General features: G+C 55.1%; 23 protein-coding genes. 11 read left to right on the top strand and 12 right to left on the bottom strand.

Annotation, left to right across the window (positions count from 1 at the left end; translation table 11 throughout):
• Positions 1-8: 8 nt before the first annotated feature.
• Positions 9-1,835 carry a DNA helicase RecQ gene (gene recQ, locus MKY86_RS05225; protein WP_076081844.1) on the bottom strand — a complete coding sequence of 609 codons (1,827 nt, stop codon included), beginning with the start codon at positions 1,833-1,835 and terminating at the stop codon, positions 9-11.
• A 187-nt stretch (positions 1,836-2,022) separates the two neighbouring features.
• Here recQ and MKY86_RS05220 point away from each other — a divergent pair, with 187 nt between their 5' ends.
• From MKY86_RS05220 to MKY86_RS05180, 9 genes are all read left to right on the top strand, one after another.
• Positions 2,023-3,633, top strand: coding sequence for a spore germination protein (locus tag MKY86_RS05220; protein WP_340826493.1), 1,611 nt, complete (start codon positions 2,023-2,025; stop codon positions 3,631-3,633).
• Positions 3,626-4,723, top strand: coding sequence for a GerAB/ArcD/ProY family transporter (locus MKY86_RS05215; RefSeq protein WP_076081845.1), 1,098 nt, complete (start codon positions 3,626-3,628; stop codon positions 4,721-4,723). Before MKY86_RS05220 ends, MKY86_RS05215 begins: the two co-directional genes overlap by 8 nt.
• The gene (locus MKY86_RS05210; RefSeq protein WP_076081846.1) at positions 4,720-5,943 is read left to right on the top strand and encodes a Ger(x)C family spore germination protein; all 1,224 of its coding nucleotides are present in this window, start codon (positions 4,720-4,722) and stop codon (positions 5,941-5,943) included. Before MKY86_RS05215 ends, MKY86_RS05210 begins: the two co-directional genes overlap by 4 nt.
• A 42-nt stretch (positions 5,944-5,985) precedes the next feature.
• Entirely contained in the window at positions 5,986-6,171 is a 186-nt protein-coding gene (locus MKY86_RS05205; protein WP_036727634.1) for a CLC_0170 family protein, read from the top strand.
• Positions 6,172-6,252: 81 nt separating this feature from the next.
• Positions 6,253-7,224 (top strand): RluA family pseudouridine synthase, encoded by a 972-nt coding sequence (locus MKY86_RS05200; RefSeq protein WP_076081847.1) that lies wholly within the window; start codon positions 6,253-6,255, stop codon positions 7,222-7,224.
• A 67-nt stretch (positions 7,225-7,291) separates the two neighbouring features.
• Positions 7,292-7,807: a hypothetical protein gene (locus MKY86_RS05195; protein WP_076081848.1), complete on the top strand. Its 516-nt coding sequence runs from the start codon at positions 7,292-7,294 to the stop codon at positions 7,805-7,807.
• Positions 7,808-7,831: 24 nt separating this feature from the next.
• Positions 7,832-8,227 carry a hypothetical protein gene (locus tag MKY86_RS05190; RefSeq protein WP_076081849.1) on the top strand — a complete coding sequence of 132 codons (396 nt, stop codon included), beginning with the start codon at positions 7,832-7,834 and terminating at the stop codon, positions 8,225-8,227.
• A 25-nt stretch (positions 8,228-8,252) separates the two neighbouring features.
• Positions 8,253-8,822: a TetR/AcrR family transcriptional regulator gene (locus MKY86_RS05185; protein WP_076081850.1), complete on the top strand. Its 570-nt coding sequence runs from the start codon at positions 8,253-8,255 to the stop codon at positions 8,820-8,822.
• Between the two features lie 33 nt (positions 8,823-8,855).
• Entirely contained in the window at positions 8,856-10,565 is a 1,710-nt protein-coding gene (locus tag MKY86_RS05180) for an oleate hydratase (RefSeq protein WP_340826482.1), read from the top strand.
• Positions 10,566-11,035: 470 nt separating this feature from the next.
• Here MKY86_RS05180 and MKY86_RS05175 read toward each other — a convergent pair whose 3' ends face one another.
• The gene (locus MKY86_RS05175; RefSeq protein WP_076081851.1) at positions 11,036-11,761 is read right to left on the bottom strand and encodes a DsbA family oxidoreductase; all 726 of its coding nucleotides are present in this window, start codon (positions 11,759-11,761) and stop codon (positions 11,036-11,038) included.
• A 256-nt stretch (positions 11,762-12,017) separates the two neighbouring features.
• On the opposite strand from MKY86_RS05175, the gene MKY86_RS05170 reads away from it, so the two are divergent.
• Positions 12,018-12,950 carry a glycosyltransferase family 2 protein gene (locus MKY86_RS05170; RefSeq protein ID WP_076081852.1) on the top strand — a complete coding sequence of 311 codons (933 nt, stop codon included), beginning with the start codon at positions 12,018-12,020 and terminating at the stop codon, positions 12,948-12,950.
• A gap of 176 nt (positions 12,951-13,126) precedes the next feature.
• On the opposite strand, the gene MKY86_RS05165 is transcribed toward MKY86_RS05170, so the two are convergent.
• Positions 13,127-14,881, bottom strand: coding sequence for an SGNH/GDSL hydrolase family protein (locus MKY86_RS05165; protein ID WP_076081853.1), 1,755 nt, complete (start codon positions 14,879-14,881; stop codon positions 13,127-13,129).
• 202 nt (positions 14,882-15,083) lie between these two features.
• Positions 15,084-15,656, bottom strand: coding sequence for a TetR/AcrR family transcriptional regulator (locus MKY86_RS05160; protein ID WP_076081854.1), 573 nt, complete (start codon positions 15,654-15,656; stop codon positions 15,084-15,086).
• Positions 15,657-15,896: 240 nt separating this feature from the next.
• On the opposite strand from MKY86_RS05160, the gene MKY86_RS05155 reads away from it, so the two are divergent.
• Entirely contained in the window at positions 15,897-17,030 is a 1,134-nt protein-coding gene (locus MKY86_RS05155; RefSeq protein ID WP_076081855.1) for an FAD:protein FMN transferase, read from the top strand.
• A 93-nt stretch (positions 17,031-17,123) separates the two neighbouring features.
• Here the strand turns inward: MKY86_RS05155 and MKY86_RS05150 are convergent, their stop codons facing one another.
• The 8 genes from MKY86_RS05150 to MKY86_RS05115 all read right to left on the bottom strand — a co-directional run bounded on the left by MKY86_RS05150 (position 17,124) and on the right by MKY86_RS05115 (position 24,642).
• Entirely contained in the window at positions 17,124-17,834 is a 711-nt protein-coding gene (locus MKY86_RS05150) for an HAD family hydrolase (protein WP_340826474.1), read from the bottom strand.
• A 25-nt stretch (positions 17,835-17,859) separates the two neighbouring features.
• Complete coding sequence (locus MKY86_RS05145; RefSeq protein WP_076081856.1) at positions 17,860-18,321, bottom strand: GNAT family N-acetyltransferase; 462 nt, start codon at positions 18,319-18,321, stop codon at positions 17,860-17,862.
• Between the two features lie 12 nt (positions 18,322-18,333).
• Entirely contained in the window at positions 18,334-18,840 is a 507-nt protein-coding gene (locus MKY86_RS05140) for a metallophosphoesterase family protein (RefSeq protein WP_076081857.1), read from the bottom strand.
• Positions 18,841-19,021: 181 nt separating this feature from the next.
• The gene (locus MKY86_RS05135) at positions 19,022-20,233 is read right to left on the bottom strand and encodes an anti-sigma factor (protein ID WP_076081858.1); all 1,212 of its coding nucleotides are present in this window, start codon (positions 20,231-20,233) and stop codon (positions 19,022-19,024) included.
• Positions 20,226-20,729, bottom strand: coding sequence for a sigma-70 family RNA polymerase sigma factor (locus MKY86_RS05130; RefSeq protein ID WP_076081859.1), 504 nt, complete (start codon positions 20,727-20,729; stop codon positions 20,226-20,228). The genes MKY86_RS05135 and MKY86_RS05130 overlap by 8 nt, the downstream gene beginning before the upstream one ends.
• Positions 20,730-21,290: 561 nt before the next feature.
• Positions 21,291-22,577: an ATP-binding protein gene (locus MKY86_RS05125; RefSeq protein ID WP_076081860.1), complete on the bottom strand. Its 1,287-nt coding sequence runs from the start codon at positions 22,575-22,577 to the stop codon at positions 21,291-21,293.
• Between the two features lie 2 nt (positions 22,578-22,579).
• On the bottom strand, positions 22,580-24,028 hold the full coding sequence (locus MKY86_RS05120; protein WP_076081861.1) for an RtcB family protein: 1,449 nt from the start codon (positions 24,026-24,028) through the stop codon (positions 22,580-22,582).
• Between the two features lie 353 nt (positions 24,029-24,381).
• Positions 24,382-24,642: a YqkE family protein gene (locus MKY86_RS05115; protein WP_076081862.1), complete on the bottom strand. Its 261-nt coding sequence runs from the start codon at positions 24,640-24,642 to the stop codon at positions 24,382-24,384.
• Positions 24,643-24,728: the final 86 nt, after the last annotated feature.

Here is a 24,728-nt window from a genome sequence, read left to right as displayed (position 1 = left end):
AACCTTCTTTACATGTCATTTTGAAAAAACTCCAGGAAGGCCTTGCCGTACTTCCGGTACTTCACTTCCCCGACACCCTTCACCCTCAGCATCTCCGATTCCGTCTGCGGACAGACCACGCTCATCTCGCGCAGCGTCGCATCATTGAAAATGATGTACGACGGCACATGCTCGCGCCCCGCCAGCTCGCGGCGGATCAGACGCAGCTGCTCGAACACCGTCTCGTTGACCGCAGACGGTGAAGTATCGCGCGAGCGGCTGCGGTCCCGCGTGCCGGAGGTGACCAGCGTGCGGGCCACGCGCTGATGCACCTGGCGCTGGCCGCGCAGCACCTCGGCTGCCAGCGGCTGCAGCCGGACCACCGGATACTGGCCTTCAGACAAGGCCAGATATCCTTCCGAGATCAACATATTGATGATCTCGGTAATCTCCTTCTCGCTGCGGCTGGACATAGCGCCGTGAGTCGGCAGCTTCTCGAAGCCGTATTGCAGCACCTTCTGGTTACGTGAGCCCTTCAGCACGGATGAGACCAGCGCCACGCCGTAACGCTCCCGCATCCGGTGGATGCAGGAGAAGATTTTCTGCGCTTCAACGGTGATATCGACCAGCTCACGCTCGTCGGTACAGGAGCTGCAAATCCCGCAGTGATCATCGTCATGACTCTCGCCGAAATAGTCGAGCTGCGCACTGCGCAGGCAGCGGGTGGTGTAGCAGTATTCAATCATCTGCTGGAGCTTGCGGTATTCGTTGGCTTTACGTTCCGGGTCCTGCGGGTTCTGCTCAATCAGGAATTTCTGGGTCATGATATCCTGCGCACTGAACAGCAGGATACAATCGCTCGGCTCCCCGTCACGCCCGGCACGTCCCGCCTCTTGAACATAAGCTTCCATGTTCTTCGGCATATTGTAATGGATGACATAACGCACGTTAGACTTGTCGATCCCCATACCGAAGGCATTCGTGGCGACCATGACGCGGATATCGTCATAGAGGAAGCCTTCCTGGCTGTCCGCCCGCTCCTGGTCGTTCATTCCGGCATGATAGCGCCCGGCGGTGATTCCTGCGGCCTGGAGGCGCTGATAGAGATCATCCACCTCCTTGCGGGTGGCGGCATACACGATGCCCGGCTGATGGGCATGCTGAGCCGCGTAATCCAGCACGAACTCGCGCTTGTTCTCTCCGCGCAGCACGGACATCGCCAGGTTGTCGCGGCCAAGTCCGGTCATGAAGACGCCCGGCTCGCGCAGGCGCAGCAGCCGGACCATATCCTCCATGACCTCTGGGGTAGCCGTAGCGGTGAAGGCCGCCAGAATCGGACGCTGCGGCAGCTGCTCCACGAACGGGGAGACCGCCAGATAACTGGTGCGGAAGTCATGGCCCCACTGCGAGACGCAGTGCGCCTCATCCACTGCTACGCAGGAGATGTTCAGTCCGGCCATCTCCAGGCGGAACCAGTCCAGCTCCAGACGCTCGGGAGCTACATAGAGCAGCTTCAAGTCGCCGCGGCGGGCCGCGCGGATGCGCTCATTCACTTCCTTGCCGCTCAGGGTGCTGTTGATATAAGCAGCGGGAATTCCTGCGGTCGTCAGAGCATCCACCTGATCCTTCATCAGGGAGATCAGCGGTGAGACGACCAGGGTAAGCCCCGGCTGCAGCAGCGCCGGAACCTGATAGCAGATGGACTTACCGCCTCCGGTAGGCAGAATGCCCAGCGTATCGCGGCCTTCCAGCAGATTGTTCACAATTTTTTTCTGGCCGTCCCGGAAATCGGGATAACCGTAATATTTTTGCAGCTCGGCCTGGGCCTGCTCCATTAATGATCCTTGCATCTCCATATCTCTTCAAACTCCTTAAGGCTTTCTACCTTTTAGTTTACCGGGCAACCGGCTGCCAAGCAACCGCCTGAAGCAGATATCCTGGCACTTCTTCCTGGCCTTACACATAGAAATTACATAAAAACCTTACGATCAAGCAACACTTTAGATAGATTCATCCATCTGCCCCATGAAGGAGGCCGCCCGTTTGCAAGATTGGAAAGATAAATATGCCTCCTACATAGATAAGCAACAGTCTTCTCCTCCAGAGCCGAAGCCGGCCAGCGGCAGCAGGCTGACAGGAGAGCTGAAGACCGATCTGCCGGAGCTTCAGGCCAGGCTCGGGGAGAACGGCGACCTGGTCGTACGCGACTTCCTGCTCTTCGGGGCTTATCCTGCCGCAATGCTCTTCTTCTCCTCACTCGTGAATATGGAGCAGGTGCGCGAGCATGTGCTAAAGCCGCTAATGGCCCCGCCGCCGGGGCAGCCTGTGGTGCCGGAGGATAAGGGCGGAATGATTCATTACATCTGGAGTACAGCCGTCCAGGTCACTCAAGGCACCACAACTGCCGATCTATCCACTCTCCCTCAAGCGGCCGTGAAGGGTGAACTGATTCTGCTGATCGACGGGATTCCCGAGGCGCTCCGCATGGAGATGCGGCAGATTGAGATGCGCGGGGTCGAGCAGCCGCAGACGGAGCAGGTCATCCGCGGGCCGCGTGAAGGCTATGTGGAGAAGCTAGAGAACAACCTCTCCCTGCTGCGTTACCGGCTGCAGAGCACGGACTTCCGCATTGAGATCAGCCCGCTCGGAGAGCGTACCCAGTCAAGGGTGGCTCTATGTTACATTGACAGTGTCACTGACAGCAGTCTGGTCGCTGAAGTCATGCGCCGAATCTCGCTGATTCATACGGACGGCATCCTCGATGCCGGATACATCGAGCAGTTCATCGAAGACCAGCCGCTCTCCCCCTTCCCCCAGGTTCAGAGCACCGAGCGGCCCGACAAGACTGTGGCCGCCCTGCTGGAGGGCCGGGTCGCCATTCTCGTTGATGGATCACCGTTTGCCCTGATTGTTCCCGCCCTCTTCAACCAGTTCTTCCAGACGGTGGATGACTATACGGAACGCTTCATTATGGGCAGCCTGATCCGGATCATCCGGCTGATTGCTTTGGCCTGCTCGCTGTTTTTCCCGGCGTTATATGTGTCTGTCATCTCGTACAACCCCGAGCTGCTGCCTACAGATTTCGCTGTGGCAATCTCGGGCGGCCGGGCGGGTGTGCCGTTCCCGGCTGTCCTGGAGGTGCTGATCATGGAGGTATCTATGGAGGTGCTGCGGGAAGCGACGATCCGGCTGCCGCAGATGATTGGCGGGGCATTATCTATTGTAGGCGTCCTCGTCATCGGACAGGCTGCAGTGGGCGCGGGACTTGCCAGCCCGATCACTGTGGTTATTGTGGCTCTGACGACCATCGGCTCGTTCGCCACCCCGGCCTATAATGCGGCAATCGCCCTGCGGATGCTGCGGTTTCCGCTGATCCTTCTGGCGGGCATGTTCGGCCTCTACGGCGTGATGACAGGAACGATTCTGATTCTGAACCATCTGCTCTACCTGGAGTCCTTCGGAGTTCCCTATATGTCCCCTTACATTCCCGGTAAGTGGCGTGATCTGAAGGATACGCTGGTGCGGGTGCCGCTCTGGTGGATGCGCCGCCGCCCCAGCTTCCTGCATGTCCGGGATACGGACAGACTGCCCCGCAGCGTGCCAGCCGCAGAGATTGATCAGATTCTCAGGCAGGGAGATGAGACCGATGAATAATCCGCGCCAGATTACGAGTCTGCGCGCAGCAGCCGTGATCAGCAGCACCATTATCGGAGTGGGCATCCTCAGCTTCCCGCGCTATATGACCGAAGCAGGCAACAGCAGCGCTCCCCTTGTTGCATTCTGCGGCGTACTTTTCTCCTTCATCAGCTACTGGCTGCTGGCCTCCCTCTGCCAGCGGTTTCCGCAGGAGACCCTGTTTGTGTTCAGCCGCCGCCTGATCGGACGCCCGCTTGCTGCTATTTTCACTCTGGTGATTATGCTGCTGTTCATTGTACTCACCGGCCTCACTGTACGCCAGTTCGGGGATGTCGCCACAACCGTGCTGTACAAAAAAACACCGATCGAAGCAACCATCTTCCTGATGCTGCTCATCAGTCTCCTGTCCTCCAGGCGCAACGTTGTGAAGTTCTCCTATATCCACTTCTTCTATCTGCCGCTGATTGTCGGCTCTATTCTGGTCACCATTCTGCTCTCGCTCAAAAATGTGGATATGCTCAATCTGCAGCCTGTCCTGATGGCTCCCGGCCTCCAGTTCTGGAAAGGAGCGCAGGAGGCCACCTATCTGTTCCAAAGCTCCTTCGTCATCGTGCTGCTGATTCCATTCATGGAGAAGCCTGGGCATGCCGTCCGTGCGGGGGCTTGGGCCATCTTCCTGTCGGGTGCAATCTACGTGCTGATCGTCATTGCCTCTGTAGGGATATTCGGTGCCGAGGAGACCAAGCTGTTGATTTACCCTACCCTGGAGATGGCCCGTTCGGCGGCTTTTGGCGAGGGATTCCTGGAGCGGCTGGATGCTATCTTCATTATTATCTGGGTCATCTCTGTCTACACGACGATCTACACTACTTATTACATCTCTGCCTATCTGCTGCACAAGCTGCTGCGATTCCGCGACCAGCGGATGGCCTCCACGGTCCTGCTGCCGGTGATGTTCATCCTGGCCATGCTGCCCTCCAATGTGTTCGAATCTTACCGATGGGCCCTTCACCTGGGCAATGCCGGCATGATGCTGATGTTCGGCTATCCGCTGCTGTTATGGACAGTCTATCTGCTCAGACGCCACAAGGAAAAGGTGACCTCATGAAAATACAGCTTCCGCGCACGCTCGCGCTGCTCCTGCTGCTCACTATAGCCGCCCCGCTGCTCAGCGGATGCTGGGATCAGGTGGAGATTGAGGACCGCGCTCTGGTTCTCGGCCTATCCATTGACAAGATCCCTGCAGACGATACGCAAAAAGAAGACCGGGTCACTCACATCCATGATAACTCTCTGCCTACGGAGATGATCAGTGTCACCGCTCAGATTGCCGTCCCGGGCAGAGTCCCGCTGGGCCCCGGCACCGGCGGCAACGCAGGGGAAGGCAAGACTAGTCCCGTCTGGGTAGTCAGCGTGCGCGGCATCTCGCTCGACGATGCCATGAATAATCTGCAGCAGCAGATAGCCGACCCGCGTTATCTGGTTCACCTGCGGATCATCATCATCAGCGAGGAGATTGCCCGGGGCAGTCTCGCCGAGCTGAATGATTATCTGCGGCGCAACCCGGAAATCCGGCGCAGAACCTGGCTGCTCGTCTCCGAGGGCCGTGCTTCCGCCTTCATGGATGTGAACCCGCCGCTGCAGCGTGTGCCTACTCTTTATATTTTGTCCATGATGGAGAAGTCCGTCTCCTCCGGCAAATTCCCCCGGGATTATATCGGCACCTTCTGGTCAGCCGACTCCAGGTGGGGACAAAGCGCTTATCTGCCTTATGTGGCACTTCGCAACAAGGATAATATTCTGATCAAAGGGCTGGCTTATTTCAGCGGCGGCCGGATGGTCAGCAAGACTGCCCCTATAGAGATCGGCGGGTTCATGGCGATGCAGGGGATGGACCCCGGCGGCTATTCCACTCTGCTCCGTACGCAGGAGCTAGGGATTGTCATGACCAAGATCAATGAACGCTTCACCCGCACCCGGAGCTATATCAAGGACGGCAAGCCCTATTTGTCCTATGAGATCTTCCTGGAGGGGGATTTGGACGAGCATTACAGCAGTGACATTCCTGTCAATTCCCCGCAGAAGCTGCATGAGATCGAGCGGGATTTCGAGCAGCAGATCCAGACGGTGCTGACCGGACTGGTGAAGCAGACCCAGCAGGACCACTCCGATATTTTTGGCATGGGCGAACAGATCCGAAGCCATCATCCCGCCTACTGGAGGAAGCATATCCACGGCAAAAACGACTGGGAGAGCCTGTACAGCAGTGTTGGTGTAGATATCAGACTGACCCTGCATATCCGCAGAGTGGGCCTCAAGCATGATTAAGCGCCAGCCCGTGCAGGTAACCGCCTATGGAGGAGGAAGCGTATGATCCGATTGCTGGGAAGCCTTGCCGGGATGCTGTTGTTCTCGGCCATGCTCCTGCTGGTTGTAGATATCCGAATTTACAGTAACCGGGGCTGGCTCCGGGAGAAAAAGTACGCAAAGATCATAGCCTGGAGCTATATCCTGCTCTCCCTGATAATCTGTATCGGCCTGCTCCTCTATATCTAGTGCCCCACGTCCCTTCGTAGTATTTCTTCACGGCCCATGGTATATTGAGGAGTAACCTATTAAAGGACGGAGAATGCGGTCATGAATACAAGAAGAACCAGAAATCAGGGGAACAGAACCTCTAACCATAAACAGGGAGCAAGATCCGGAGCCCCGGCCAAGCCGGCAGCTGCACCCAAATCCTATACGGTAGCCGAGCCTGCGGAGCTGCTTCCTTGGCTGCTGAAGACGATTACGAACAAGGGGCGCAACTCGATCAAATCCATGCTCTCCCGCGGACAGGTTGCGGTGAACGGCAAGCCGGTGACGAAGCATAACCATCCGCTCCATCCCGGCCAGACCGTGACGATTGACCATGAGAAGCCTGCCGAAACCAAGGAGATGCTCGGACTGACCATTGTCCATGAGGATGACGATATTATCGTGATCCAGAAGGATGCGGGGCTCCTGTCCATCGCTACCGGTGAAGATAATGAATTGACGGCTTACCGCCAGCTGATGGAGCATGTCCGCCTGAGCAACCCGAAGAACCGCGTCTATGTGGTGCACCGGCTGGACCGTGATACCTCGGGTGTCATGATGTTTGCCCGCAGCGAGGCGATTCAGCAGCAGCTCCAGAACAGCTGGAAGGAGACCGTCAAGGAACGCTCCTACGTGGCTCTGGTGGAAGGCGCCGTTAAGAGATCCGAAGGCACGATCAGCTCCTGGCTGAAGGAGACCTCCACACTGAAGATGTACTCCAGTCCGCATGAGGGAGACGGGCTGCACGCCGTAACCCGCTATAAGCTGATCCAGGCGAACCGCCACTTCTCCCTGCTGGAGGTGCACTTAGAGACCGGACGGAAGAATCAGATCCGTGTCCACATGTCCGACATCGGACATCCGATTGCCGGGGACAAGAAGTACGGCGCTGAGACCAAGGCGGTCGGCCGCCTCGGCCTGCATGCCCGCGTGCTCTCGTTCGTCCATCCGACCACAGGCGAAATTCTAACGTTTGAGAGCGCGATTCCGAAGAGTTTTCTGAAATACACGGCACCGGCACCTACGAACTAATTCCTAAGCTGTGAGTGCCAACAGCAGATCATAATATATTATAGAGAAACGATAGAAGGTGCCGCTCTTGTTCCACCCTACTGTTTTTGACAATATCAAAATCGCCCTGGAGAACCAGATCTACGACTACGATAATCTGGATGGGGTTCTAGTTGTAACTGACCGGTCCGATTTGCTCAATCTCGCGCTGATGTCGCGTGAATTCAGCCTCGCGTTCAAGCTGACCGGAGGCCTGAATGTAACGTCCGAGATTCTGCTGCAATCCACAGTGAAGGACCTCAGCGATGAGATTCTGGAGACACCGGGCAGCGATCCGGGGTGCAGTCTTTTCTTACGCTTTTATATGGAGATAGAAGATGTGAATGTGCAGTGCCCGGCCATTGAAGAGATTCTGACCCGAATCTGGGGACCCGAATTCCAGCCTGTGCAATCGCTCAGCTTCCGCTATGGACAGACGGACGATACGTACAATAACTGTGTTGAACTGCAATTCAAACGGCAAATTACCGAGGAGCAAATGGAAGACCTTCCGAACCTCCTGAAGTTCATGCTGCAGAGCGCAGAGGAACTGGAAGAGGTATAACGCTATACATGGGGTGAGCTGATAATGAATTTCCTGCCTCCTGCCCGGACGGGCCGCTGGCTGGCATGGTCTGCCGGTTACGCGCTGCTGCTGTGGCTATCGCTGATTCTGCACCGGTATCTGTGGTTAGGTGAGCCTTTCAACTTTATTCTTGCCCTACGCTGGGCCATCCTTGCCCTTGTCATCTCCGGTATAGTCAACGGGTTCGGCTGGTTGGGTGCGCAGCTTGTGTGGATCTTCTCAACCGCTGGAACTGTGGCGGGGCTCTTCCTGATGTACCTGTACACTTACCGTGAGATGTCGGGCTTCGAGGATCTTGCGGGCTTTCTTTCCTTCGGCCTGTTTACAGCAGGCGGCTTCGCTCTGGGTCTGATCGCCGAGGGCGGCCGGCTGCTGATACACTATTGGCGCACACGCTGATTCCTGTTAGGAGCTGATGACCCTTATGTCCAATTCCATGCTGACCAAAAATGCGCTCGCCCGCTCGCTCAAAGACCTGATGGAGGAGCTTCCGCTGAACAAAATCTCCGTCCGGCATCTGGTCGAGGATTGCGGCGTGAACCGGCAGACCTTTTATTATCATTTTCAGGATATCTATGATTTGTTGGGCTGGATCTACAAGACTGAGGCTGTCGAGAGCATTGCTGAGTACCGCAGCTACAGCACGTGGACAGACGGATTCTACCGGATATTCTGCTATATCGAGAACAATAAGGCGTTCTGCTGCAATACCTTGGACTCCCTCGGACGGAGGCATCTGGACGCGTATCTGTATGAGGTGACGAATGATCTTGTCATGGGCGTCATCAACGAGCTGGCCGCCGGGCTGGATGTCGGGACGCCGGATAAGCAGTTCATTGCCAACTTTTACACCCTAGCCTTCACCGGACTGGTCATTCAGTGGATGCAGGACGGGATGAAGGAGCAACCGGGGCCGATGATCGGGAAGCTGAGCGTCCTGATTGAAGGGAACTTTCTGAAGGCGCTGCATAAATATGAGAACATTGTGTCGTAACCTTAGAGGCTGCGGCTTTTTTTTCGCTCAAAAATGTTACACTTTGTTCCATATGTCCAAATTTTATACAGATCAAGCGCTTTGATGATACCCTCCAGGGCAGGACTGGATTACACTCGGTTCAGGTCCAGTAATCAAGCAAACCTATGGAGGCGGTATTCAGTGAAAAAAGAGTACGGTAACGAACAGGTATATTTCGTAGGCGGTGGCATTGCATCCCTTGCGGGTGCGGCCTATCTTGTCAGAGACTGCGGTTTTCCCGGACAGAACATTCACATTATTGAAGAAATGAAGATCCTTGGCGGCAGCAATGACGGAGCCGGCGATGCAGAGCATGGGTATGTCATTCGCGGCGGCCGGATGCTGAACGATGAGACCTATGAGAACCTGTGGGAGCTATTAAATACCATTCCGTCCATTGACCAGCCGGGGTTGACGCTGCGGGAAGAAATCATTCAATTCGACGAATCCAATCCGACCCGCGGCCAGGCCCGGCTGATCAACAGCAAGGGTGAAGTTCAGGATGTCACCTCAATGGGCTTCGATATGGCAGACCGTCTGGCCCTGGGCAAGCTGATCATTACGCCAGAGCCGGCCATGGGAACCTTGCGGATTAACGACTGGTTCGGACCGCATTTCTTCACGACGAACTTCTGGTACATGTGGGCAACCACCTTCGCCTTCCAGCCTTGGCATAGTGCGGTTGAGTTCAAGCGTTATATGCTCCGCTTCATGCACGAGTTCCCTAGAATTCAAACGCTTGAAGGCGTAACCCGCACTCCATACAACCAATATGATTCCATTATTCTGCCGCTGCATCAATATTTGGAGCCGCTGGGCGTAGATTTCAACTTGAAATGTACGGTAACTGATCTGGAATTCAAAGAAGGCGACGGCATTACTGTGACAGCGATGAAGGTCGTCCGCGATGGCATGGAGGAAGTCATTACTGTCAATGAAGGCGACCGCGTCATTGTGACGAACGGCTCGATGACCGAAGGCGCAAGCCTTGGATCAATGACCTCCGCTCCCGGGCTGAACGGTAAGGGCAGCTCATGGAAGCTGTGGGAGACGATCGCCGCGAAGAAGCCGGGTCTCGGCAATCCCTCCTCCTTCGATGATCATGTGGACGAATCCAAATGGGAATCCTTCACGGTGACCTTCCAGGACTCGAAGTTCTTCGACCTTATGGAGAAGTTCACCCGCAACCGGGCCGGAACCGGCGCACTGGTCACCTTCAAGGATTCCAGCTGGCTGATGTCTGTCGTGCTGGCCTTCCAGCCGCATTTCCGCAACCAGCCGGAGCATGTCAGGGTCTTCTGGGGATATGGCCTGTACCCGGACAAGGTCGGCGATTATGTACACAAAAAAATGTGCGACTGTACCGGCGAGGAGATTATGGAGGAGCTGATCGGACATCTGCACTTCGAGGCGCATAAGGAAGAGATCATGGCTACCGCCAACTGTATTCCTTGCATGATGCCGTACATCACCTCCCAGTTCATGCCGCGCCTGAACAGCGACCGGCCGCAGGTGGTGCCCGAAGGCTCAACCAACCTGGCCTTTATCGGCCAATACTGCGAGATCCCAGACGATATCGTTTTCACAGAAGAGTATTCAGTCCGTGCCGCCCGCATCGCCGTCTACACCCTGTTCGGCCTGAACCGTCCGGTAGAGCCGATCAATGCGTACCAGAACGATGTCCGCACACTGTTCTCCAGTCTGGTGACCTCGTTCCGGTAACGGAATGATTCGGTTTCCCGCTCCAGGCCAGTGGTCTTTGTAAGGAACAAAAACCCCCGCTGCATGAATTTCATGCGGCGGGGGTTTGGTGCGTCCATTTGTTGCAGACTTACCAGGAAGGGCCAGTGGCGGCAGGAATGCCGTACTTTTAGCCTGCTTCGATCAGGGCGTGGCTTCCTGAATGACTGGATGAATCACGCTACACAGACTCTAGCGGCGGACTCCAGTGCGCTTATTTGTTCCAAATCATCTTTTACGGCAGCGTTACGGACTCCAGTGCGCTTAAGTGCCGAATATCCTGCAATTTCGCTTCAAAAACCTCTGCATAGCGTCTTCTGAGTCCGGCACGCCGCTCCAAATGGCCTTTTGGCGCAAATAGCGGAACTATAGTCCGTAACCAGAATGAATCGTACGTCCCGTCCAGGCACAGCTTGCTGCAACGCTTATCTCAAACCTGCCACTGATCGTAATCAGATGCTGCAAGAACCGTCATCGCAGCCGTCAGCAGACGGTGCAGCCCCGGACTTCGGCTGGCCGACCACCTGAAGCTCTGGACCCTTCTGTTCCTCCGCCCATACCGTGTCCAGCACTTCAGTAAAGACCGGACCCGGCTGCGCACCGGATACGGCGTACTTATTATTGAAGACGAAGAACGGAACGCCGGTGATGTTCAGCTGCCGGGCAGCTTCAATGTCAGCCTGGACCCGATCGCCGTAAGCCTCACTGTCGAGCACTGCAGCCACTTCAGCCTGATCCAGTCCGGCCTCCGCAGCCAGCTCAGCCAGCACTTTATGGTCACCCACATTCAGTGAATCGGTGAAATAAGCACGCAGCAGCCGTTCGGTCATCTGCGGAGCCTTGCCCTGAGTAGCGGCATAGTGGCTCAAGCGGTGAGCGTCAAAGGTATTCGTGGACTGAATCGTATCGAAATTGAACTCCAGACCTACACCCTGCGCCTGCTCGGCCAGCTGTGCGTTCATCTCCTTGGCCTTGTCACGGGTCATGCCGTATTTGCCGGCCAGCAGCTCATGGATATCTCTCGTCTCATCGGTGCGTGCATTCGGATCCAGCTGGAAGCTGCGGAACACGACCTCCACTTGGTCACGGCCGGGGAATTGGCTCAGCGCGTGCTCCAGCCGTCTTTTGCCGATATAACAGAACGGGCAGGCATAATCAGACCATATATCTATTCTCATGGGAATTCCTCCTGAATGGTAATGTTATTGGTATTGCAATTTACTTACTATTATATAGTTAAAAACCGAAAATTACAAACAAACTTTCTGAACGGCCTCTCCCATTGAATGTCCCGTACACTCTCTTCCCTGCTGGCTTCCTTGAGAAAAGTAAACGAAAGAGGTATATACGTACGCCCGGCCGGGCAGGTAAAATTAGAGCAACATCTCTAATTCAAAGCGGACGGTCTATGGCGTCCCGAAAGGAGTCAGCGGCATGCATGACCTGTCTATAGTCATTCCCACGCGTAACCGGATCAGCGATCTGACCCTCTGCATTGAATCCATCGGTGCCCAGACCGGGCTGGAGAATGTCTCCATCGAACTGCTGATCGTGGACGACGGTGAGATCGAAGAACGGGTGCTGGATTATTTCCGTGAGGTGCTCGGGCGTCTTCCGGATGCCAGCCTGCGTTATTACCGCAAAACCAAGCCCGGCGTCTGGCTCTCCCGCTATGAGGCCCTCGGGCTCATCGACGGTGAGATTCTGCTCAGCTTCGATGACGATGCGGAGCTGGACGATCCGCTCTATATCCGCCGGTTGCTCGACACCTACGCCTCAGATCCGTCCATTGTCGGAGTCGGCGGAATCGCCAAGGGTCTCTCCAGCAGTAAATCAGGCAAGCTGCTTGGCCGGCTGACCTGCCAAATGTCGGCTTCGCCAGGCAGACTGTCGGCAAGCACACTGGCTGGGTCTCTTCTTTTGTGGGGGGAGACGGAGAATATTTTTGAGACGGATTTCTTCCATGGCTGCAACATGTCCTTCCGCAGCTCGGCGCTGCAGGACATGAAGCCGTACCCCTGGATGACTAGCTACGCGGTAGCGGACGATATCTATATGTGCCATCTGGCGAGCAGATACGGCAAGCTGGTGATTAACCCGGAGCTGAAAATCATGCATCATGAATCGCCCAGCTCTCGTGACAAGGCAGGCCGGGTAGCCCGGGCGACCGCAGTCAACCATTATTATCTGCTGAATCTGCGCAAAGCACCCGTGAAAAATTATGTAGCTCTGCTCTGGACCTTGTCTTACCTCGCCGTCAAGTCTACGCTCAAGCGGAACTTCAATGCCGTCTCCGGCTACGCCAGTGGCATTCTGTTCGTGCTTAATCCCCGCAAGAATAAATACAGGGAATTCATGCTGGATTAGGTACGGCATTCCGCGAAGAACTGCTAGTGCGCACAGAACCAAGCAGTTTAAGGATGCTGGGGGCCCTGTGCCCCATACATCCGGTTCATACACCTTCTGGTCAGTACATTAAAAAAGGTGTCACCGGAAGCAGCTTCGTGCTGCCACGGTGACACCCTTTTCTACCCGCTCGATTCTTAAGCCGTATAGCCAAAGCCCAGGATGGTGAAGCTCTTGTCCTGATCCTCCGGTGCCATCCGGATCTCCACCACATGCTCCTCGCTCTGCTCATTGTTGTATAGAATCACAGCGTTGCAGTGCGTCCAGCTATTCACATGCGGATCTGCCGTCAGAACCAGCTTGCCGTCCACATAGACCTCCGCCTTGCCTACATCCGGGCTGCCCGAATCCTTGAAGACCAGGATAAGATTCTTACTGGTGATTGTCAGCCTGAAGCGATCCTCACCGGACGCAGCCGTGTGCATCCAGTTATGCGGGAATTGCGGAGTGCCGAACGGATTGGCATCCAGCTCCACCTGCTGCAGCTCCTCATCCGTACCGTGGAAGCCGCCTGCTTCAATAGCAATCGCAGTACCTGCGCTGCCCAGATCACTTATACGGTCCAGCAGCCGGACATGGGCAAAATCATTGCCGAGCTCAGGCGGTCCCGCCAGCATATCCTGCTCCTTTTCATCCAATCCCATCCGGGCGGTCTCGGCGAAAAGGTAGCCCAGGGAGTCCGCCATTACGCGGTGCCCGTCATTCGTGGGGTGATAGATATCGTAGAAGAATTGCCGTTTGGAGATGATATTTCCTTCGGCCTTGCTCAGCCGGAACTGCTCTGTTACTGCATCTTTGACACTGACCATCGGGAGATTATAGCGTCTGCCTACCGGGGAGAGGCGGTCCTGCAGGTTCCAGTCATTCACGAAGACACTGAACAGCAGAATAACGGCAGGCTGGTTCGGCGCAGACAGGATTTTGAGACAAAGACTCTCGAAGCAGTTGCCCTTCGTCTCGTCCCCTTCATCATTCACGGCAAATTCCACCACTACGATGTCGGGAGCGGCTGCACCATTCCTCAGCACATCCCGCTCATAGCGGATCATCCCAAGCTCAGAGGGCGTCCCGCCAACCCCGGCCTTGATGAAATGAATATTCTCTCCACCCTCCTTGCCGAATAGCTCCTTAAAGCTCAAGTACGACTGATAGGCATAGCATTCCGTATGAATGGGCTTAGCTCCGGCCCCCTGTGTGATGGACCCGCCAATATAAGCAATCGTCACATCCTCTCCGCTTGCAGCCTTGTCCATAGCCCGCTTCAGCCGCCGGTTATTGCCCGCATATAGCAGAGACTTGGCAATCATCGCGCGGTAAGCAGACGACTCGAAGTCTACGGAAGGTTCCGCTGTCAGCTCAGGCGCCGTGTACCCGTCATTCAGGTAGAGAACGATGCTCGCTGTCGCCAGTTCCCCCTCCTTACTGAATTCAAAGGCGTATTTGCCAGGAGCCACATCCTCCTCAGACCACTCGTGCTCTTCCAGCTTCACTAGGATTTCCGTTCCATCGCCCGGGCAGGGGACCCGCAGCTGCGTGCCGGTCTCATACTTGCTGGTTCTGCCCCAATTCTGCATAAGAAAAGTGACTGCTCCCCCTTCTTCCGCCGTCTTCACGGACACTCCAATGCTGTGCACCAGCTTGCGGAAGCCAGTCCAGTCTCTAAGCATCGCCAGCATCTGCTCATCCGTAACCCCGCCTATGTATTTGGCCTTATCGATCAGATAATTGCCTTCCAGATAGACCTCCTGTGAGGGCTTGCCCTCCGCCCGGGCGGTTGCCTCAATCGCCGTCTCGAACATGACGAAGAAGCCGTTACGGCGCTCCACTGGATCTTGGGGTGCCGCCGGACCCTCCTGCCCGCCAAGCCCGATACCGCTGTTATACTCTTCCATAACCATCAGCCTCACTTTGTCTGAAGGCGCTCTCATCCATCTTTGAACAGGACAGCAGTACCCCGCCGCCATGCCAGCTCTAGACTTCAGCTGCGCCATAATCGTCTTCATTAACGCTTTCATTATAGCCCGGGGTGCCGGAACAGCTCAACGTACAATCTGAAGCTCTGTTTAGTTATTACAACAATTAGCTAGTTTGCCTCTATTGCAGTATTCCGGTGGAGATAAACAGAATCATATGCTCTTTGATCTTGTCCTGATCCAGCGGCTCATGGGATTTGTTCCATTCCGTGGTTAGAGCCAGATACATCCGCAAAATCATAAACGCCGCCACACTGGCATCGCAAGGCTTCACTTCTCCGCTCCCGATGGCCTCCTCAATCTGCTGCTGCAGGAAGTCCAGCGCATAGCCCTCCATCCGCTTCACGCCTTCGAGCGCCTGGGCCGTACCGATGTCCCGGACCTCCTGGGCCAGCTTCACGAACAGCTCATGATCCAGGCGGAATTCCAGAATGGAATCCAGCAGATTAAGCAGCTTATGTACGAAGGAAGTTTGCTGCGCAGCCACACGGCTCATCACCGATGTTAATTCAGAGGTGGCCTTGTCCAGAATTTCCTCGAACAGTTCTTCCTTGGTTTTGAAAAAGGTATAGATCGTGCCTTTGCCCACATTGGCAATTCTGGATACCTGATCCATAGTCGTAGCTTTATAACCAAATTGAACAAAGGACAGGGTTGCTGCCTGCAGGATTAATGCTTTACGGTCAATGGACATGGGTAACACTCCATTCTCTAGAATACAAATTGACTAGAATTTATTTCCGGTCATTAATTACCACCCAATTTACCACGCCACCGGGAAGAAGACAATATTTTCATCAAAATATCACCGGATTCGGCACTCCGCAAGCCGCTCTTCTGCACAAAATGTCACCAAATGAGTATCCATTGCCGTTCTTTCTGGGGTATGATAGTAAAGATGCAACCACGAAACTAATTGTATGGATGGTGGAATATGTCTGAAATCAAAAAAACATCTAAGAACAAAAAAACCGTTGTCATTCTGGCCGCTCTAGTCGTTGTTATCGCTGCGGCTGTGGTAATCTGGCTTACAATGGGTAACAAGAGTGAAGACAGCCCTGCTGCTACCGGAACCCCTGGCGCTACTGCCTCCAAAGACGGCGATACGAAGTCCCTGGAGCAGACGTTTTATATTTATGATACGGTTGTGAATATCAAGGTGTTCGGCGATACGGTGGAACAGAAGAATATGGACGACATTCAGGCTATGCTGGAACGGATGGATATCGAGTTCAGCCGCACCAAGACGAACGGGGAATTGTACGCGGTGAATCAAGCCGCCGGCAAAGAAGCCGTTGCTGTGTCTGATGAAACGCTGGATATCGTGAAGCTCTCCCTCAAATATGCTGAGGAAATGGACGGGCTGTATGATCCGACGGTTGGCCCGCTTGTGGATCTATGGGCGATCGGCGAAGGCGGGGAGCATGTGCCTGACCAGGCGGCGATCGACAAGGCCCGGAGTCTGGTCAATTACAAGGATGTGATTGTTGATGAGGCTGCGAAGACGGTCAAGCTGGCCAAAGAAGGCATGGTGCTGGACATGGGCGGAATCGGCAAAGGCTATGCGGCTGACCGGATCGCCGACTATCTTAAGGCTCAGGGCCTGAACAGCGCGATGATCAATCTCGGCGGCAGCAGCATTATCGCCCTTGGCAACAAGCCAAATGGTTCTCCATGGAATATCGGCCTGCAGGACCCCGATCAGAGCCGCGGAAGCCAGCTCGGAACCATTAAGGTTGCCGATGAGGTGGTTGACGCGTCGGGGGTATATGAGCGCTTCTTCATGCAGGACGGAGTGCGTTACCACCATATCCTCGATCCGCGTACAGGCTTTCCTTCCCAGAACGGGCTGAAGAGTATCACCATCATGAGCCCCAACGCGACAGACGCGGACGCTCTTTCCACCGGTGTGTTCCTCATGGGCCTGGAAGAAGGCTTGAAATATCTCGAAGCGCTGCCGGAGAAGGTGGAGGCCTTCTTCATTACAGACGACAACAAGATCTATGCCACCTCTGAGCTGAAGAAACGGCTGAATCTGACCGATTCGACTTATAGCTTCGCTAATTAACGGAGCTTGGTGCTGATGTGGTGAAGTAGCTTCTGGGTAAAATACACAAAAAGGTGCCTTCCACTCACGGAGGGCACCTTTTCTGTATGAATATCATACCAGCGGCAGCTCGCTGAACTCCTTATAATTCGTGAAAATATAGCTCGGCGTATGGTCCGTGCCCGGCTGCCGCCCGCGCGGATTGTACCAGCATACCTTCCAGCCTGCCGCCAGCGCGCCTACTACATCGTTGGCCCAGGTATCGCCCACATAAAGACTGTTTTCTGGTGTAGTTCCCGTCACCCTGTTGACATGAGCGAAGATGGCCGGGTCCGGCTTCGCCAGACCGACAGCATCCGAGATGAAGATCATCTCCGGGGGAATGATCCGGTCGATGCCCAGCCCGCGCAGCTTGCCCATCTGGTGCTCCTGCGGGCCGTTGGTGATAATGCCTACCGGATGACCCAGGCTAATGAACCGCTGAAGCTGCTCTGCTACGCCGTCAATCATCTCAATCGTGTACTGGCGGGCAATATAGGAGGCCTGTATCTGCACCGCCTGCTCCCGGTTGAGCGGCAACCCATATTCGGCAAAAGCCAGCTCCAGCCGCAGCACCCGCGTCTCCTCCAGCTCCATCTCCCCGCGCAGATACTTCGGCCACAGCAAGTCGCTGTGATGCCTTACCGTGTAGAACAGCTCCGCGTAATCCAGCTTGTCCTCCTCAGGAGCCAGCACCTCCCGCACCGCATCCCGGAACGGGACCAGATGGTCATACAGCGTATCATCCAGATCAAAAAATACAGCCAGCTTACTGCTTGTCTCCACCACTATAACTCTCCTAACTATATCTTCAGAAATATAAATGATAAGTATAAAAGCTCTCGTCCCGCTCATAACCTTGGGCTTCGTATAGTCGCTGTGCACCTGTATTGGTGATCATGGTAGACAGCGTCAAACCCTTGGCACCTGTCCCCTGCGCGAAGCCCTTCACGCCTTCAAGCAGTAGCGAACCCAGTCCTTGCCCGCGCTGCTCCTGCGTCACAAACAGATCGTTCAGAATCCATACGGGCTGAACCGTAATGGAAGAGAACGAGGGATACAGCTGCGCCAGACCATACACCCGCCTGTCTTCACCCTCACCGGCGACCGCCATGAAGACAACCGATTCCTCATGCTGCAGTCTTGCCATCAGGAACTCCCGGGCAGCTTCCAGGTCGGCGGCTTGGCCGTAAAAGCTGCGGTATTCATCAAATACCGGAGCAAGCTCCTCCACATCCTCAAGACCCGCCCGTTCAAAGCCAAAATTCAGCAAAGTTATGCCCCCTTATTCCCTGGAATCGTAAAAGACATGACGGGCCGTAATCTTCCCATCCTCAATATCCATCAGACCGAACGAATACTGCTTCTCCCGGCGTTTGTCCGTGGGCGATCCGGGGTTGAACAGCAGAATCCCGTTCTCCCGGCGCATAAGCGGCTGATGGGAATGCCCGAAGAGGATGCAATCTACGTCCTGGCCTTCAAAAGCGAGCAGCGCATTACCGTCCGTACCCTTGCGGGAATACGGAGCGTGTCCATGAATCATTCCGATGCGCAAGCCTTCAAGCGTAAGGATCTTGCTCTCGCCGAAACGCTCAATAATCTCATAGCCATCGTTGTTCCCGGCAATCCCCTCTACCGGAGCAAGCTCGGCGAGCATATCGTAAATCTCCGGCGACACCCAGTCACCCAAATGCAGAATGATATCCACCTGACGGAATTCTTCTATAAGCACGGACGGCAGCCCTTTGGCCCGGCTTGAGAGATGTGTATCCGAGACCACTCCAATCTTCATCTGCATTCTCCTCCTTATTCAAAATGGCTAAGAAGCGCGGTTAACTGCGATTCCCAGCCATTTTTATGTTCAAATCCAAGTTTACGTTCTATCATTGTACGATGCCCTGAAGAGGGAATGCAAATTGAAGCTTCAGGGCACCGCGATCTGATCCTTTAGCCATTTTCATATATAGCGATCCTCACTCCGTCCAGTTCCACAGCCGTACTTCCCCTACCTGGAGGTGGCTTACCCACGAAGCTTCGCGCAGCTTCAGCAACTCCTTGACCGGTCCGGTGACAACGGCTCCGTAGAGCTTCACCCCGTTCTGCTCCAGATAGGCCACGGAGGTGTCTAACCGATCGATATACACCGCTCTGGCAGCGAGTGTCTGATGCTCCTGCAGCAGCTTAAGGGTCTTGATGAAATTGGCATCCCGCAGCGCGCCGCTCCCGTACGCTTCAACGGAAGGAGCTACGCTGGTGTAGGAGGAGACCGAGCTGAACCAGCCTGTTTTTTCCTTGGTGACTTGAGTTGTCTTCATATCGTCCTTGTGCCACATGGGCTGATAGGGGAAGCCAAGCGGATATACAACCACATCGTCATTCCTCGTTGAAGGTCCGGTATCGGCACCGAACCAGACAGGCTGAAGGTTCAGCGGCTCCAACTGCTTCAGGAGTTCATCTGTGGTATATAAATGGCCGAGTGACAGAAACGCCTCAGCAACCGTACCTTCAGGAAGCTTCGCCAGCCTCTTCCATTGACTGTTGTCATCTCCTCCCCCGGCATTGCCCTCCGCAGACGGATAGTAGAACACTTTTCCAGCCCCGTTCTGCTCATCCGTCCAATTAAACTCACCAATATTGGCCAGGCCCAGATGGAGATCCTGGGTATAGCTGCCCACCTGAATGCTCTCGCTGCCCACCTGCTTCAGCAGATTCCCGGATAACTCCAACCGGAAAAAATAATGCGCATCCGATGAAAGGCGCACCGTGGTGTTAGGGCGGGTAACGGCAATCGCTGATTCTACCACATCACGGTAAGTGTCGCCGCGGTCTCCGGTGTTGTAGAAGACTATTGTGATAATGCTGCTAATGACCGTAAAGATCAGGAACGCCGAAAATACAGTAAGTGTATTGTTAATCCGCGCCTTCCATTTACCCCGGCGAATAACGGACTTCTCTCTTCGCTTCTTCTTCGCCTTTTTGAACCCTGGAGCTGCGCTTCCTTGCGCATCCGTCTTGGTCCAACTCCCGGTAACCTGCCCGTCCTGCTCCTCCCGCTCCATCTGCTCCTCCAGATACTGCTGATACGCTTCAAGCTTCGCCAGCTCACTCTCCAGCTCCTCACGCTCTTCCTCCGGGAGGGTGCCCTCGCTATATTGGCGCAGCTTCTCTTTGAATTCCTCACTCATGCTCATTCCTCCTCCGATCCGCCTCACGCAGCTTCTGCCTGGCGCGGAATATGAGTATCTTGTATTGGGACAAGCCCACCTCCATAATGCCAGCAGCTTCCTTATAGCTCAGCCCGTGCACATCGTGCAGCAGCAGGGCATGGCGCTGCCCCTCCGGCAACAGGCTAAGCGCCCGCGCCGCTTCCTCCCACCGTTCCTGCTTCAACAGTGTGCCTTCCGTTGTCTCCGGGTGGGGCAGGCTGCTGAAATAAGCACCTTCCTTCGCCACGCTCCGCTTCTCTTTGCGCGTATAATCCACGAATGCATTATACGCCACCCGGAACAGCCACGGCTTAACCCGTTCCTCCCGGCAATCCTCCAGATACAGATACGCCCGGTAAAAGGTATCCTGCATTAAATCTTCAGCCGCATGATGGTCCTGGCAGAGGGAGCGCAGATAGCGGTAGATGTCGTCAACATAATGTTCATATAGTTCATCCAGCGAATTTGGCTCCATCTCCTCCCCCCTTACTCCATCCACGTATGAGAATGCGAAAAGTTACACCTCTGTACGAAATTTCCTGAAATCATCCATTTTGTTCGCAAGCAAAGTCCTTCATCCCCGGAGGGGCGGTGGTGCGGGATCCGCTAGGGTGCAATGGGCCGAGATGCGATGGTGCGGGGTGCGATGTGCAGGGGAGCGAACCCCGCCACTCCCGTTGCGGACTGGAGATCCCTTATTGGGCCGGAACACAGCATTTCGCATGCCTGGCGGACTCAGATGCCGTTAAGCCCCCTCTCCGGCCTCCGTTTACGCTCCACAATACAATATAGGGGCTCCTGAGTCCGATACGAGCAGAAAAGGCGTCTTTTTCGCCAAATAACGTCCTCTGTGTCCGCATAACTCCCTAGATGACCCCGAAACCTCTAATTTGTAAACACCGAAGGCTAGCAGCCAGCAACGGCAGAGGAGCTCAAATTCAGCACAAAGGGAGCCTCCCGGCCCCCTGTATGCTAACTCTGGCGATTCATTCCCCAGCCTCATTCGCGCTGGCAGCCTGCTCTCCACGTATTTTATTCAATAAAAGCCGATGCTGGCCGAAGCATCCTTCATCCATTCCCGTTTGCGGCCCTTGTCCAGCTCGCCGCGCATGCCGCGCACAAGAAGCTCCACATCTGCCGTGCCGTTCTCATGCCATTCCAGTGCGGCACTGACATACAGCTCGCCGAGCTGGGTCAGGGAGAAATCCCCGGTCAGACGCGCAGCAGTGGCCGTGCCTTCCTCACCTGCGAAGGCGGAGAAACCGCGCAGCTGCAGATATTCAAGGCGCAGCGCTTCGCTTGGCATCTTGATCTCGTAGGCCCGGTCGAAGCGCCCGGCGCGGTTCATGAGACCCGGGTCGATTTTATCAGGGTAATTGGTCGTGCCGATCAGGAAGATTCCCTCCTTGGAGGTGGCCCCGTCCAGCGTGTTCAGGAAGAAGGAGCGCACCTCCTGCGGCATGGAGTCGATATCCTCAATCACGAGCACCATCGGCGCCAGCCGGGCCGCAGCCTCGAACACCTCATTCACTGATTCGCTGCTCGTATACTCTGTAATCTGCCAATAGAGCACCGGTCCCGGCACGCTTCCGGCAATGGATTTGACCAGCGTGGTCTTACCGTTGCCCGGATGCCCGTAGAGCAGAATCCCCCGCTTGTACGGGATATCATAGGTTACATAGAAGCTGCGGTCGCTGTCGAAGAACTGGTCGAGCGAGCGGTAGATCTCTTTTTTGATACCGGCATCCAAAATCACTTCTTCACGCCTAACCGCACGCGTAATCGGCTCATCCTCCCGGGAAATTCCGTTGCGCCGGTCGGTGAACACTGTCACCTTGTTAATATTCTGCTCCCGCTGACGCTTGCGTACATTGCCAAGGAAGAACTGCAATTGCTGATCCGATGCGGCAAATACATAATCCTGAAAGTTAATCCCGTTCTCCTGAAACACCGGGACCCGCGCCAGCGCAATGCCCATCGCCGGATAAGCGAGCACATTATTGCGGACCGACAGATGGATATGGTACTCCGGCTGCTCCTTCTCATCATCGAACACGAAGGTCCGGTCCTCCAGGCGGTCAAAAATCCGCGCCACATGCTCCACCCCGGCATTCCCGCTCTGCACATCGTTCTCCAGCAGCTTCCAGTATTCACTGTTGGGATCATCGCTGGCATACAGCTCGTAACGGACACCGTACCGGGTGTAGAGGGCTTCAAGGATACCGTCCACCAGGCGGGCATACACATCGTAGCCTTTGATAATGCCGGCTCTCTCTTCATCATATTCATAGATTACAGCCGGTTTCTTGTTCTCCTGCTCCATCCTTATTTCGTCCCCTTTATCGCTGCGAGCGGCTTGCATTTGGCCACCACGGCAGCCAGGCCGGCGCCCGTAACGCTTTCTATGATCTCATCTACATTCTTATAGGCTTGGGGGGATTCGTCAATGATAGATTCCAGGGAATGCTGGTTCACGACAATCTCGTCTTCCGTTCCCACCTTCATCGACCGGGAGAATTCCTGGACACTCACCAGCCGCTTCGTGGCCGAGCGGGAGCGGATACGTCCTGCACCATGGCAGATGGAATAATAATTCTCTTCCCCTCCGGGCTGGCCGACCATGATATAAGAGGCGGTGCCCATCGAGCCGGGAATCAGCGCCGGATGTCCGGTCCCCGCATAAGGGCGCGGATTATCCGCATGCTCCGCAGGCAGAGCGCGGGTGGCTCCTTTGCGGTGGACGAACTTGCTGCCTGCGGAAGTCTTCTCTTCCCAGGCATAATTGTGCATCAGATCGTAGAGAGTGCGCAATTCGCACTTCGGGCCGAAGACGTCATGGAAGCCCTCACGGACTCCATAAGCAATCAGGTGACGGTTCACTACCGCATAGTTCAGTGCCGAGTACATCAGATTAACATAGCGCTGCGCCTGCGGATGCGCCAGAGGCGCATAGATCAAGCGTGGGTCGGCGCTGCCCAGCCCCAGCTGGCCCATGACCTTGGCGAAGGCCGGGGTGCAGAATTGATTGACCATGCCGCCCCAGGCCCGTGAGCCGGAGTGGATCATGACAGCAATCTGCCCGTCCTGAAGCCCCCAGGCTTCCGCCACCTCCCGCTGCTCCTCCGCGATCTCAATCGCCTGAATCTCCACGAAATGATTGCCGCCGCCAAGAGTTCCGAGCTGGCGGTGGCCCCGGTGCCAGGCCATGTCCGGCAGCTCATTCAGAATCTCTTCGTCGAAGCCCAGCTTGCTGATCTCCACGTGGGAAAGCGCACTTGATTTCTTCGGTGTGTAGCTGTCCGGGATATACTTGTTGGGCAGGCCGTGCAGTCCCTTGCGTACGATATTCTCCAGCCGGATATCACTGTAGTGGCCGCGCTGTTGAGCCTCCATCGGCAGATATTTCTCAATCGCGCGGACCAGCTTGCGGCGCAGCTTCACTTCGCGCAGATCATCCACGTGCAGGTTGGTCAGATGCACACGCATTCCGCAGCCGATGTCGCTGCCCACAATGGACGGCGACACATAGCCTGATTCGGCATCCCATACAGCCGTAGTGCCGATACAGGTTCCGACGCCTACATGTACATCCGGGGTATAGCTCATATATTCGATATTTGGTATCTGAAGATTGTTATTAGCCATCTCCAAGACCTTGTAATCCAGCGTGCCGAATAATTGCTCACTGGCGTAGATTTTGAGGTCGCCGCCCGGAAGGGCCACCTCATGTTTATAGCGGGACATCTCTTCCGCTTGTTGCTTCATGCTATTCATATCTATTTTCATTTCCTCTCAGGTTGGGTTTCCAGGTACACAAAAAAGAGCCGCAGACCAGTTCTGATCATGCGGCTCCCGGCGCGCTAAGTGCAGCTTCCCGTTGAAGCTTGCACCCGTTCAAAGCACACCCGTATTCAGTTCAGACATCAGCAGCAATACCCTGCGCATTATGTCTTCCGGACGAAGGCGATGAGATCAGATCGTACATATGCGGTTGTCAGGTGATCCTGCTGTCTGTTCCGTTCATTTGTTCCAATCATGATCCATCAGCCTCCCTTCTCTAAATGATAAACCCAATAATATATGGCCTTACAGCAGATTGTCAACCCTTATTCTGGTAAAAAATTATTTTACTTAAATTTGGACCAGTCCTGATTGCTGTTCTCCAGCAGATGGCCGAAATCATTCTCCAGCCGCTTCTGCTCCGCCTTGCGCTTATCCTCGGCTGCCTTTAGGACAGCCTCCTTCTTGTCCCGTTCTTCTGCCTTGAGCGCATCGGACTGCGCCTTTAGCTTCTCCAGAACCTCGCCGCTCAGCATATCCTTCAGGGTTGCCGGAGCATCCGTTGCCGCAGGGCGCGGGACCGGTGTATTCTTCTTCTTTTTTGCCATGGGAATCATCCTTTCATGCGGCTATAATCCTTCAAATTTGTTTTAGGCACAGGGCTTTTCGTTTATAATGTACAGTAAGAGGTGAG

Origin of the sequence: Paenibacillus sp. FSL R7-0333 (assembly GCF_038000365.1) — a bacterium.
GTDB lineage: Bacteria > Bacillota > Bacilli > Paenibacillales > Paenibacillaceae > Paenibacillus_AQ > Paenibacillus_AQ silagei.
This window is presented reverse-complemented; position numbering and strand designations above follow the sequence as displayed.